Genomic DNA, 12654 nt, shown 5'->3' on the forward strand with positions numbered 1-12654 from the left:
AGAGTGGGTGCAAAAAATGGCTAGAACGACGGAAAATCGTCATTCAAGAGCGAGTCTTTGATTCAAATCCCACCCTCTCCGTTTTTGAGAACTAGCAAAAGAACAGCAAAAAAAAACACCCCCGCAGGAGTGCTGTTGCTTACCAGGTAAAATTTCTAGCCAACTAATTCAACTCAAACAACTTCCTCATCCGCCGGGTCGCCGTAGGGGTCTTCGCTGGCCGGACGCACGTTGCCGAACATTCCGGCATCCGCTACGTTGTCCGCCGGGTCGCCGTAGGGGTCTTCGCTGGCCGGACGCACGTTGCCGAACTGTCCGGCATTCGCTACGTTGTCCGCCGGGTCGCCGTAGGGGTCTTCGCTGGCCGGACGCACGTTGCCGAACTGTCCGGCATTCGCGCGATCGTCATAATTGGCATCAGGATCGACTTGTTCGCTGTCTGGCCCGACGATCGCATCTTTTAACTTACGCAAAAATCCGTCTACCATGATAAACTTCCTCTGTTTTATGGGTTGAAAAACTGGTGTTTTAGATTTGGAATACCAGATTTAATTAAAAATCGCGGCAGTGACCATCTCAAATGATGAGGCTATTGTGCTGGAACAGGACTTGTAGCTTCCGGCAAGCTTTTGAGGTCTCGGCCGGTAGTTTGGTTGTTGTACCCCTCGAATTCGCGGTAACGCGCCGCCTCGGACTCAGGAACTGTAATTCCTTCAGGCGGGGGCGTTACCCAGTGAGCGCGATTCTGGGCATCGCGGTAGTAAACGCGACCGTTTTTAGAAAGGTAATACTTTCCCTGCGGCCCCTGTTCTTGCTTGTTTTGGTGCTGGCGGTAAAGGTAATAAAGGGCTGCTGCTCCTACTAAAGTAATCCCTACTTTTTGAGCATTGTTCAAGCCTTTTTTCGCTTGTGGCAAAGGAGTCTGGGCGCGATTAGTTTGCACTCCTCCAGCACGAGTGTCGTCAACGGTCGGCGGGGGGGTGGAACTTTGCTGGCCAGAACCGCAAGCATTCAAAAGCGGAAATGTCAGTAGCGTTGTCAGCAGCAGAGCCATGAAGCGCGATCTTCTGGGTTCGGGTTTGATTGTGTTCATTGCCGCTCCGAATTGTCGGGATTACAGATAGGGTGTGTTTTGGCTAGGTTGGGAAACCTGAGCTGCTGCCAACGGTTTTTTAAGTAAATTCATCGATCGCAGCAATTTTGCCAAAATTAGTTGCCGAGAACTTCCAACAGCGCAGGTAAAGTATTTCCTTTGTGTTTAATCATCTTCACATCTGTCTAAGATCGGCTCACTCCAGGGATATAAATAAAGTTTCTTTGATTTCAGTCCGCAGGTATATACAAATGCACCACCTCTGCTAAAAAAAAATCCGTTTGCGGCCACAAAGCGAGCCAAGTGAAGCCGACGGAGGCGAGCCGGAAACCCAAAGCAGCACTGGCCAAGGAAAAGAAGCGGGATTTATCACTCCTGCAGTGTTTAATTGCACCTCCGAGCTTGTCTGATATCGAGGCAATTTTTTCGTAGAAATTCTGGAGATGTCGATCGCACTCTTGTATTAATAATTAACCGCGATAGAAAGCCGCCGCAGCTTTTATGAGTTTTTATGAAAACCAAAAATATAGTTACCGTTGGATTGTCGATCGCAGTTTTATTAGCTGCGACCAAATACATACCTGATTTTAACCAACAAAAGCTAGTCAAGCAATTGCTCGAAACCAAACAGTGTCCCGAATGCAATCTCAGCAATGTCAACTTAAAAGCAATGGACTTACAAGGATTTAACTTGCAGGGAGCCAACCTAGAAGGTGCTAACTTATCAGGAGCAAAATTGGCGAATGCCAACCTCAAAAATGCTAACTTGAATAAAGCCAACCTGACCGGAGCAGATTTAGGCTGTAGCGGCATAAGTTTCAATCTTGATACTAATGGTCAAGCAGCAAATATGGATTTTAATGTCAGTGCTGTTCCCGAAAAAAATAACCCAGAAAATGCCGCAGTTGGTTTGAACATGAAATCAACAGATAGAGGAGCTACAATTCGTTTAAATCTGCCGGGATGCGCCGATTTCGAGAATACTAAATTGCAGGGTACTAAAATGCCCGATGGGAACATTCACCCTTAATCAAAGCAAACATAGCAATCAGCCCCACAATCATTTGTGAAATTCTTGTCAATCTTTGAGCTCTGTGTTTTCTCAATCTCTGTGTCCTCTGCGGCCTCTGTGGTTCATCAAAAAAAACCGCCATTTCAATAACAGACATCAGCCCCACAATCATTTGTGAAATTTTTGTCAATCTTTGAGCTCTGTGTTTTCTCATCAATCTCTGTGTCCTCTGCGGCCTCTGTGGTTCATCAAAAAAAACCGCCATCTCAATAACAGACAGCGGTTTTTTTTTTAAACAACTAACAATCGCCTAAAATTAGTGAGCAGAACCGTTACCGTGATACTTGTCGCTATCATAGAATCCGTTTTTTGTACCGAAGAACAAACAGCAAACGGTGAAAACTGCTGTCAAGACTGCTAAAACTAACTTAACGTCCATAATTGAGTGTCTCCTGATTTAGTGAGCGAAAATACTCAGATTGTAGAAGATTTTTGGCTGGCGCGCCCGTCTACGGGCGTAGCGCCAGATTTGCTGGGCTGTGCTTTGGTGCGGCAGTTTCCTGATGGCGAAGAAATTCGAGGAATTATTGTCGAAACCGAAGCTTACGGCCCCGGAGATCCGGCTTGTCACGCTTACCGCCAGCGCACTCCTCGCAATCAGGCGATGTTCGGGCCTGCGGGTATCTGCTACGTTTACTTAATCTACGGGATGTATCACTGTTTTAACGTGGTGACGGATGCAGAGGGGGTTGCTAGCGGTGTGCTGATTCGAGCTTTGCAGCTAGATGCGCTTCCCAAGGGGTTCGCTGGAATTCCCGAAAAAAAGCGATCGCGCCTCGCCGCCGGGCCTGGGAAACTGTGTAAGGTGCTGGAGATTGATCGAACTTTCAGCGGTTCTCCCTTAGATGCAGGCCACCCGCTGCGGTTGGAACACCGGAGCGAGCAATTTCAGCAAGCCGTGGAGGAGGGTACAATAAATTTTGTGCAAACTACGCGGATCGGGATTTCTCAAGGAATTGATTTACCTTGGCGATGGTATGTAGGGAACTCTACGGCTGTGTCAAAACTCTAGTAATGTCAAAGGTATCACTGTAAATTTTGTCGCTTATCTTAGTGAAATTATGGCTTACTCTTCTGAAAATCCGATCGTACAACTCAAAAAATGCCTAAGCCTGGTTCAGGATGTCAACACTCACACCGAAGCGAACCGAGCCTTCGAGCAATTGTGCGGGATTATCGATGCTGAAAACCCTATGGCGGCGCAACTTTTGGAGATTTTGTGGGAAGAAGCTATCATGGCGAGGCGATCGGCCTTATTTTGGCAGCAAATGAGCGATGTTGAGAAAGATATGGCTAATCGAATGATGGAAAATATGACGCAGATGCGGCAAAACTATTTGCGGCTGATGCAGGAAATGTAAGATTGGGCAATGGGTAATTGCTAATTAGTAATTACCCATTGCCCAGACTGCGATCGGAAACGATAAAAACGAGTAAAAGAAGCAGATTTAACTGCGGCGAGACTCAGAATCCACCAGGCAATATGTGCGTATTGAGCGCAGTCAAACCAAGTGACAGTAAAAATTAAATAAGCAATAGCAACAGCTTCAATACCGCGCATAGACGAATTCAGCGCTAAACATACATAATATCCCCAAAGTGCAATAGCAGCCAGCAGCCCTAAGATACCAACTAACAAAGTAGTATCCAGAATCCAATTGTGAGCTTTGTAAGTAGGGATTTCTCTAGTGCTGATTTCACTTTTTATGTTAATATAGTTGTAAGTAAAGTCATCTAAATTTACAACAATCGGAGTTAGTTGAGGATTTCTGATGTAGGGATAGGCAATGCCGAAACCATCAAATCCCCATCCAAGTAGCGGGCGTTTTTTGATGCCACGGGCTGAAAGTGTCCACATGGGCGATCGGCTAGACATGATTTGGGCGATCGAAGGTTTGCTCCAATCTAGGGGTCTGCTGACAGTCATGATGGCAATGGCGATTACACCCATAAGAGCAATGCCTGCAACGATTTTGTAATATTTGCCTCTGAGCAAATAGACACTCGCAACCATCAAACCTAAAATAGCACTTCGGGTAGAAGTTAGCAGCAGCGCGGGAACAGTTAAAATCAAAGTAATTGCAGTTAATTTAGTTGCGGTAAATCTCCCAAACCAACCGACAATAGTAGTAATTATTATTAATGCTAAAACTATGGCCGCGTGACCGCGATGGGAGTACAATCCGATGGGTTGCTGTCCTTGAAAAATACTGCTGGCATTAACATCAGCTCTGATAATTTGACCCATTGTCGCAGTGTAGTCGATCCGCCAGTCGATGATTTGGGGGAAGATACTAATAGAAAGGATGATGCCGCCAATTAGCAGTCCTTGGAATTGGGAATTTATGAGTTGCGGGTGTACGGTTAAGAGCAAGCTGTTGCTGAGGGTGAAGGCGGCGATTAACAGCCAGTAGAGCCAGCCGTCTCCCATTTGGTCTTGACCGAAGAAAGAGGTTAAGGGGAAAGGACTTTGTAGAGTGGAGATAGCTCCGATTGAGAGAAATATTGTCCAAAGTATTAGCGAGATTTTCCATTGTCGGGGAATGGTTAGGGCTTTTCTTTGTTCCCATAATAGGGCAAGATTGACTCCTAATATTAGCCAAATAATTAATACTTTGGGGGAAGTCCAGATGAGACCCCGGCTGCTTCCCCAGGGGTTAATGAGAATGATGCTGAGGGCAAACAGCAGGGTGTAGAGGGTTTTCATTACTCTTGGTTTTTCCGGTTTTTGAGTCTTTTAATTACAGGCAATACAGCTAGAGCAAATAAAGTTCCTAATGCGGTGGTTGGTTCGGGAACGGCTGCGGCGGCAAGGGCATCCTCCTCGGCTTTTTTAGATGAGGCTTTTTCGTTTGGTAAGTCGTCGCTGTAAAGGCTTGCTATGTCAGAAACGTCGCTTTCGGAAAAAGACATTTCCTGGTTTATACTCCTAGCAGCGAAGGTTCTTGTATTCGTACCCACATTACTCGAAGATGTAGAAACGCTACTGCGAGAAGGAAGGTAATCTTGATACATCTTGACAGCTAAGTCGTATTTTCCAACTTGAGGATGTGGTGCATTGCGTACACATCCACCACCACCGCTACCGCCGTTACATGGGCCGCCACTAAAGTCATTACGCTCATCAAAGTTGAAGTCGTTGTAGCCACTCACCTTGAGTTTGAGAGAACCGTCATTGTTTACAGAACTTTTAATCCCTGAACCCCAATTGCTTCCAAACGGCCCGCCGTCGTCATTCACTGCAATCAGATTTCCCGATTGGTTAAATGCTCCTAAAATTGTGTCGGGTTTCTTGGGTGGGTTGATACCGGGAAAGTTATTAGTCCAGGCGACAAAAGGTGCTGAGGGTTGAAGTGCAGATTCTGTAAAAGAGTCAATCTTGCCTGGGGATAGGGTACTGGAGTACAAGTACGTAGGAAGTTTTTCTACCTTTTTGTACCCAAACTGTTCCTCAACTAGGTTGGCATACTGTTTTGTAAATGTTGCACCTTGTTCTATATTTGTGATAGTTGAAGTGCCTCCACTTAGGGAAATTGACCAGGAAAAACTTGTTAAAAAATCGTAGGTTTTGTTGCCGAAATCACCGACCAAAAATGTCTCAAACTTGAGATTATTGGCTTGAATAGCACCAGTTGGCACGTCAGAGAATTTTAAAATCTGACCATTGTTTTGACTCTGTAATGCTAGCTGGGTATATTCACTCCAGGGTAGAAATGGTTCTAATTCTTCTGGAATTCTGTATTCATTCCAGTACCAAGGTTCCTCGTCAGCCCATCCACTAAGATAACCAGATGGTGGGGTATCTATATATGGGACTTTTAGGGGGTTATTGGCGAAGCGGGGGTCAATAGGTATGGGTGGATTTGAATCTTGCGTTACTATTTGAAGCCAGTTGAGATGATCGACGCCGAGAAAATTTTTCCAGTCATTTTTAGTAGCAACAAATTGACCATCAATGGCATCTTCGGTTCCTGCTGGGACAGGCCTAGTTTTTGTCTCCAGGCTAATATTACCTAAGACTTCATTTTTGACGATTACATCAAAACTCAGTTGTGCAGCACAAACTTCCCCGCTTGAAACGGTTGTAAAGAATGCAGCTATTGAGATCGTACAGATGTATGTTGTGGTAGCATTTCGCTGTGACATAGCCTTGACTCCTATTTGCTTGAAAGTGTATTAAATCCTAATCAGCAAGTTTTTCAACTTTGTAAGTTTTGAGATTGAAACGCCACAAAGTTCGTACAATTAGGCGACTCTTAAGATCGACGACCGTATATTCTGGCGTAACCAAAAAATTTGAATCGGCAGAAAACTCGCCTATTGATAGCAAGTTAAGCTGATAAAATTCTTTAATTTCCTGACAAGTTTCGATCTCAAAAAGTCGCGCGTAACTCACCGGACCTCCACTCCGATCCGGTAGAGGATAATTTTCATCGATCGGGGGATATCCGTTACCAAATTGGATGTTCAAAAAGCGATCGTTTGGTGAAAAGCGAAACTGCACAGGCCCGGGAGCTCCTTTTTTCCATTTGCAGGCAAGTGTAAAGCTGGGATAGCTGTGCACGAATATTATCCCTTGCGGAAATTTATAGGTAAAAAACTTGGTTTCATCGTGGGAAAAGCCATAAATCCTTTGCGGAAAACGGCGAACTTCTTTACCTGTCGCCAACTCCCAGAAAACAGCATGGTCTTTCTGCGAAGCAGCAACAGTCTTACCGCCGTCTAAGAGAAATGTTTCCCTGACAACTACTCCATCATCCATTTTAAAAGTGCGAATCACCTCTGAAGAAACAGCATCTTTGACGGTAACAATGCCATTGCGTGAGCCGCTGACAGAGTAGCGATTTGTTGAGGGCGTGTTGTCAGCTACCCTCTCCATTTTCCCATTATTGTATGCAGTAATTCCAGGTAAAACAGAGCTTAGTGCCATTGCCGCACAAAGAATTAAAGCCAATATAAACAGGAAAAAATACTTCATAATTTCGCCCTCTGGATTACGGAATCAGCGAAAGAACCAGAACCACACCGCCACACCAATTACACTCAGCCAAAATAACTTTCCCCAACTCCCTCTCGAATCTCCGGGATGTTCAACCAAACTATACTTGTAATATCCCAATACAGGCTGACAATCATCCTTCTGCGGTACATTACTCTGCCAATAACAGTCAGATTTTGACCAATAATCGTCTGGCATACTCTGCCGTCTACTGGGCAGATAACCGTAAGTTAAATTCAGCTTTGAACGAGGAGGAAAGCCTTCTTGAAGAGCAAGTTGTTTCTGCGTCACCTGCACAAAACCCCGACTTCAACTCAAAGGTTGGAAAGGCTTCAATTGTTTGATGGCAACTGATACAAAACTCGTTACGTGCGAGCTTTTTTAGTTAAGGAGAGTGAGATTTGTCGGAGTAATGCTTTTCGCTGCGGTGTTTTTTCCAGTAGTTCATAACTATTCATTCGATTTCCCTGATTAATGAATTGATAGCTAACACTTGAACTGATGCACTAAAATTATCATAAATATTTGGTTCTGGATGCAGGGTTTATACGGAAGTTTTTGGAATTTACCTTGTATCCGAAACTTAGGCTTAACTAGAGATTTATCTGTTAGAAAAAAGTTAACTTCACAGAATCTTTATAAAAAAATCTGAGTTCCGGCGTTTCAGATCAGTTGTTGTCAAAAGCGTCAAGAGGACTGCTGGAAATGAAATTGGGACTATGGTACACAAGCTAACTTTACACAATCTTCACAAAAGAGAGAATTTGTGTCAATTAACACTTATGTAAAAGTCCTGAACGCATACAGACCAAAGAAACCGGGTTTTTTACCGAATCTGCGATGCTCTAATCAAGGATTTCCGTAAAAAAACCGGGTTTCTGATCCCCCATGCGTCCATGAGTGTTGATATAAAATCCGGGTGTACTGGAATTATTTGTTTGTATACTAATTTCATAAAGTAGTGCTAGATATTACCCCCCCAACCCCCCCGCGATTTCGGGGGGGCTAAGATTTCATCCATAGCACATCTTTAGAAAAATGGTAGTAAAACTTGTTAAAGTTCGCAGTTGCGGGTTTTTCGTTACACCGCGAATGCCAACTTTTCCTACTTCATTAAAGCAGCGCCGCGGTTGTAAAGTTCCCGCGCGTAATCAGTCCAAGTTCCTTGTCCCCAATAGCGGAAACAGCTTGTTTGTACCAACAAGTTGTAAAGCAAAGCTTGTTGGTATTCAAACTGCTTGGTAACGGCGGCATCTTGCTGTACCAGCCGATCGTACTTTTGGTGAAATGCTGCGCTGAGTTGATTCATCGGTTCCAAGACGTTTTCATAGCCTTTCACCCAACTCAAATCGTTAGTCCAAGATGCACCATCCATGTGAAAATTATGGTCTGTTTGCTTGAGTTGGCCGATCGCACTCTCGACCTTTTCCGGCGTCGCACTGTCGGGATCGACTAACTGCCAGATTTTGTGCTGGTTGACTCCCTGACAAACAGGATAATCATCAGGATTAACACCAGCCGCCTCAATTATCTCCAAATATTCAGTCCCATTTAAACCGACAACACCCGATTTTCCACCTCCTTGTTCGCGGTTTTCGTGCCAAGCTTTCATAAAAGCGCTGGGAAATTCATTCATCATCACGCCGCCATTTTCGCCGTCAGCAATTTGAGTAACTAAAGAAGGAACTGTGACATTGCCAATTTGCTGTTTTTGGCGGACTTTAGCTTCGTAATACGGCTGCATTTGACCGACCAACTTTGTATCGGAACCTTGGGTTTTAATCAAAGCCGTAATGCTGATGGTTTCGCCGCGAGAATTGCGGGCAACCAAACGGTTGGGAATATATTTTTGATCCTGCGACAATCCCGAACCGTCGGAAGTTTCTACAGAATGTTCTTGCACCATCAGCCAGCGATAGCCGCATTCTTTCAAAGCTTTGATGTATTCGTACAGTGTATCTGGGTGATTGGGAAAGTGCATTTCTGGGGGCGAAAAACCTTTGACGCGCTTCAGGGCATCCAACCCAAAAATAGCTGCAAAATGATGTTGCCATGCTTGAATTTGGAGTTTGATGTCGGGAATGGGAGTTGAGGGAATGACGGCGTGACTCCACATTGTCCCCAGCCATTCTACGTGAGGTTGATATTGAGGATCGCAGGTAATCCGCTTGAGATTATCAAAGATATCGTCGCGTCCCATTTGGCGCAATCCCCACAATAAATTGCCCGAATAGTCGAGCATAATTCGCGGGTTGCAGCCTTCAGCAATCAGTTGGGGAATAAATTCTCCCATGCGGGAATAGCACCAAGCAAAGACTCCGGCGTTGTGATTGTCTCCTTGGTTAGGATTTTCAAACATATTCTGCAAATTGCAGATTAGTTCGCCGTTTGCACCGGCTGGAATTGTGGGTTGGTGCATATGCAGGGCGCAGGCAAATCCGGCTTGAATGTTTTCGAGGCGCAGATTTGTTGTAGGTAAAAAGACTGGTTCGTTGCTGTTGGCTGCGGCACTGATTTCTGCTTCAAAACCGCAGATATTGGGCAAGCCTGAGTTAATTTCGTTTAAAATTAGTAGGTTTGGAGATTGGGCGATCGCAGACATAAATTTTTCTCAAGAATTGTGGAGCGGCATTGTCTGCTATTGCTAAAATAGCTAGATAATTTAATAGTAGCAGAGGATGTCTGCCAAAAATCAAATATAAAGCAATTCTCTTTCTTTTGTGAATTAGATTTATTTTTTAACTAACTGCTTGCACGGCAAATCCGGGACGCACCAATACCAAAAAAAGTGTTTTTTTATCATTACTGCGGGTTAAACAGAAGAATTTTCGTCCATCAAATCCGGTTTATGACCAAAGAGTGCGTGCAGGACTAATAGCAAAGGAAGTTAAGACAGAGAAAGAGATTAGTTCAAGAAGGTTTGAGAAAGTTGTGCGATCGATCTTCGGAACAACAGGATACAAAGGGCGAGTTGGCTCAACAGCAGCCGGAGACGGTACTGCGCCGTTTCCCTACCTGTATTCTAAGTATTTTCATTGTATTCCCAATGGCCGACTTGCTTATTTGCCGAGAAATCATATACTTTGTCAAGTTAAGAAAATATTTTTGGATTTCTAGGAGTCAGAAAAAAAATGTACATCGTACAAATTGCCTCAGAGTGCGCCCCTGTTATCAAAGCTGGGGGTTTGGGCGACGTAGTTTACGGTTTGAGTCGAGAATTGCAGAATTCCGGCCACTGCGTCGAGATTATTCTGCCCAAGTACGACTGCATGAGGTACGACCACATTTGGGGGCTGCACGAGGCCTATCGGGATTTGGCCGTGCCCTGGTACGACGGCGAAATCCTTTGCGATGTCTACTGCGGCTGGGTGCACGGGGTGTTGTGTTTTTTCATTGAACCTCGATCGCAAGATAACTTTTTTAACCGCGGCTGTTATTACGGTTGCAATGATGACAATATGCGGTTTGCATTTTTCAGCAAAGCTGCTTTGGAATTTTTGCTCAGAAGCAACAAACGCCCGGATGTGATTCACTGTCACGATTGGCAAACTGGTTTGGTTCCAGTCATGCTGTTTGAAGTTTACAAATACAATTGGATGGAAAATCAGCGAGTCTGCTATACCATTCACAATTTCAAACATCAAGGTATGGGTGGTAGCGACGTTTTGCAAGCAACGGGTTTGAATCGAGATGATTATTATTTTCAGTACGATCGCCTCAGAGATAATTTTAACCCCTTTGCCATTAACTTTATGAAAGGGGGCATTGTCTACTCAAACTTTGTCACCACGGTGTCGCCACACCATGCTTGGGAAGCTCACCTCGGCGAGTTCGGCTACGGTTTGGGCCACACTTTGCATACATATCAAGATAAGTTTCGCGGGGTGCTCAACGGCATTGATTATGATGTATGGAATCCTGAGAGCGATCGCTATATTCCGCATCACTACACTGAAAAGGATCTGGCAGGAAAAGCCAAAACTAAAAAGGCTTTGCGCGATCGGCTTTTATTGCGCGATGCTGACAAGCCTATGATTACCTTTATCGGTCGTTTGGACGATCAAAAAGGCGTTCACCTCGTGCACCATGCAATTTATTATTCTCTGAGTAAAGGCGCGCAATTCGTGCTTTTGGGTTCGGCGACGGAAGCAGGAATTAACGCACATTTTCAGCACGAGAAATGGTTTTTAAATGACAATCCAGACTGCCATTTGGAACTTGGTTTTAATGAGGAACTGTCGCACTTAATTTACGCGGGTGCGGATATGATTGTGGTGCCGAGCAATTACGAACCCTGCGGGCTGACTCAGATGATCGGGTTGAGGTACGGTACGGTTCCTGTGGTGCGGGGTGTGGGCGGTTTGGTGAATACGGTGTTCGATCGCGATTACGGCACCAGCCACACCCCCGAAGAGCGCAACGGTTACGTGTTTTACCAAAGCGACTACTACGCTTTAGAGTCGGTGCTCGATCGGGCGATCGGATTGTGGTATGACTACCGTGATGAATTTGAAAAACTCGTAATTCAAGGTATGAATTGCGATAATTCGTGGAAATATCCAGCTAAAGATTATGTGGAAATTTACGAGCTAATTCGACACAAATGAATTAGTCAGTAGTCAGTAGTCAGTAGTTAGTAGTCAGTAGTTATTAGGGAATTGTTAGCTGTTGACTGTTAACTGTTAGCTGTCAACTGTCAACTGCCAACTGTCAACTGTCAACTGTCAACTGTCAACTGTCAACTGTCAACTGTCAACTGTCAACTGTCAACTGATATATCTATCCAGACAGAGATAATGTTTTGAGTAAAAATGCGGGGGTGGAAAGTACGAATGTTGATTGTAGGGTTTTCTTGCCTGTCGCACTCAAGTGCGATCGTACAAGATAGAAGTATAGAAATTAAACGGCTGGTGTTCGCCCGCCCTACAAAAAATGAATTCACAACTAGAACAACAAGTAACTATTCTGCAAGACGAAACAGTAGCGGCAGGCAATGCAGCAAACCCAACGGTTGAAACACCTTTATTCGCTTCAGAATTTGCAACCGAAGAAAAAGTCAGAGTAGAAGAGTTTAAGATTAGCGCCGACAGTTTAATTGGTAAAGTCAAAGAACTCATTCAGCAAGGAAAACTCCGCCGACTCGTCATCAAAAACTCGCAAGGGCGGACTTTGGCAGACATTCCGCTGATGGCGGGATTGGTAGGCGGCGTTGCAGGAAGTGTAATCTTTCCAATTGCTGCTGCACTTGGCGCAGTTGGGGCGGTTGTGGCTCATTTGACTGTAACTGTCGAGCGCCCAGAATAGTCATCATACAAAATCCGGGTCTTGGATACCCTTGATGAACCAGTCGGCGCAGGCCGACTTTGTTTGACTTTCTGGCGGTTTCAACCGCCGAATTATCAAAGGACTATGTTAAGCTGAGACGCAGCTAGATTGTATAATATAAAAAAATAAGCAATCATTAGTTATAGTGTATGCCAGCCAAAAATC

14 protein-coding genes are annotated in these 12654 nt (G+C 44.7%); 6 read left to right on the forward strand and 8 right to left on the reverse strand.

Annotation, left to right across the window (positions count from 1 at the left end; translation table 11 throughout):
• Positions 1-173 precede the first annotated feature (173 nt).
• Together QT998_RS25385 and QT998_RS25390 are read right to left on the reverse strand one after the other, a co-directional pair.
• Positions 174-488, reverse strand: a complete 315-nt coding sequence (locus QT998_RS25385; RefSeq protein ID WP_333090802.1) for a translation initiation factor — start codon at positions 486-488, stop codon at positions 174-176.
• A gap of 101 nt (positions 489-589) precedes the next feature.
• Positions 590-1093: a hypothetical protein gene (locus tag QT998_RS25390; protein WP_333118431.1), complete on the reverse strand. Its 504-nt coding sequence runs from the start codon at positions 1091-1093 to the stop codon at positions 590-592.
• Between the two features lie 511 nt (positions 1094-1604).
• Between QT998_RS25390 and QT998_RS25395 the strand changes: the two genes are divergently transcribed.
• Positions 1605-2123, forward strand: a complete 519-nt coding sequence (locus tag QT998_RS25395) for a pentapeptide repeat-containing protein (protein ID WP_333118433.1) — start codon at positions 1605-1607, stop codon at positions 2121-2123.
• A gap of 298 nt (positions 2124-2421) precedes the next feature.
• On the opposite strand, the gene QT998_RS25400 is transcribed toward QT998_RS25395, so the two are convergent.
• The gene (locus QT998_RS25400) at positions 2422-2544 is read right to left on the reverse strand and encodes a hypothetical protein (RefSeq protein WP_096830678.1); all 123 of its coding nucleotides are present in this window, start codon (positions 2542-2544) and stop codon (positions 2422-2424) included.
• A 21-nt stretch (positions 2545-2565) separates the two neighbouring features.
• On the opposite strand from QT998_RS25400, the gene QT998_RS25405 reads away from it, so the two are divergent.
• Both QT998_RS25405 and QT998_RS25410 read left to right on the forward strand, forming a co-directional pair.
• Positions 2566-3177, forward strand: a complete 612-nt coding sequence (locus QT998_RS25405) for a DNA-3-methyladenine glycosylase (RefSeq protein WP_194008248.1) — start codon at positions 2566-2568, stop codon at positions 3175-3177.
• A gap of 49 nt (positions 3178-3226) precedes the next feature.
• The gene (locus QT998_RS25410) at positions 3227-3526 is read left to right on the forward strand and encodes a hypothetical protein (RefSeq protein ID WP_333090796.1); all 300 of its coding nucleotides are present in this window, start codon (positions 3227-3229) and stop codon (positions 3524-3526) included.
• Between the two features lie 20 nt (positions 3527-3546).
• On the opposite strand, the gene QT998_RS25415 is transcribed toward QT998_RS25410, so the two are convergent.
• The 5 genes from QT998_RS25415 to QT998_RS25435 form a co-directional block, all read right to left on the reverse strand.
• Positions 3547-4872 carry an O-antigen ligase family protein gene (locus tag QT998_RS25415; protein ID WP_333118438.1) on the reverse strand — a complete coding sequence of 442 codons (1326 nt, stop codon included), beginning with the start codon at positions 4870-4872 and terminating at the stop codon, positions 3547-3549.
• The gene (locus tag QT998_RS25420) at positions 4872-6311 is read right to left on the reverse strand and encodes a hypothetical protein (RefSeq protein ID WP_333118441.1); all 1440 of its coding nucleotides are present in this window, start codon (positions 6309-6311) and stop codon (positions 4872-4874) included. The genes QT998_RS25415 and QT998_RS25420 overlap by 1 nt, the downstream gene beginning before the upstream one ends.
• Before the next feature lie 37 nt (positions 6312-6348).
• Complete coding sequence (locus QT998_RS25425) at positions 6349-7143, reverse strand: hypothetical protein (protein ID WP_333118444.1); 795 nt, start codon at positions 7141-7143, stop codon at positions 6349-6351.
• 24 nt (positions 7144-7167) lie between these two features.
• Positions 7168-7455 (reverse strand): hypothetical protein, encoded by a 288-nt coding sequence (locus QT998_RS25430; protein WP_333090790.1) that lies wholly within the window; start codon positions 7453-7455, stop codon positions 7168-7170.
• Between the two features lie 814 nt (positions 7456-8269).
• Positions 8270-9766, reverse strand: a complete 1497-nt coding sequence (locus QT998_RS25435; RefSeq protein ID WP_333090789.1) for a glycosyl hydrolase family 57 — start codon at positions 9764-9766, stop codon at positions 8270-8272.
• Between the two features lie 257 nt (positions 9767-10023).
• Here QT998_RS25435 and QT998_RS25440 point away from each other — a divergent pair, with 257 nt between their 5' ends.
• The 3 genes from QT998_RS25440 (at position 10024) to QT998_RS25450 (ending at position 12468) form a co-directional block, all read left to right on the forward strand.
• On the forward strand, positions 10024-10281 hold the full coding sequence (locus QT998_RS25440) for a hypothetical protein (protein WP_333090787.1): 258 nt from the start codon (positions 10024-10026) through the stop codon (positions 10279-10281).
• 14 nt (positions 10282-10295) lie between these two features.
• Positions 10296-11771 carry a glycogen synthase GlgA gene (gene glgA, locus QT998_RS25445; protein WP_333118450.1) on the forward strand — a complete coding sequence of 492 codons (1476 nt, stop codon included), beginning with the start codon at positions 10296-10298 and terminating at the stop codon, positions 11769-11771.
• A 325-nt stretch (positions 11772-12096) separates the two neighbouring features.
• Entirely contained in the window at positions 12097-12468 is a 372-nt protein-coding gene (locus QT998_RS25450; protein ID WP_333090783.1) for a DUF4342 domain-containing protein, read from the forward strand.
• The last annotated feature ends 186 nt before the right edge of the window (positions 12469-12654 follow it).

It is taken from the genome of Microcoleus sp. S1D4 (assembly GCF_036700765.1).
In the GTDB taxonomy this organism is placed as follows: Bacteria; Cyanobacteriota; Cyanobacteriia; order Cyanobacteriales; family Microcoleaceae; genus Microcoleus.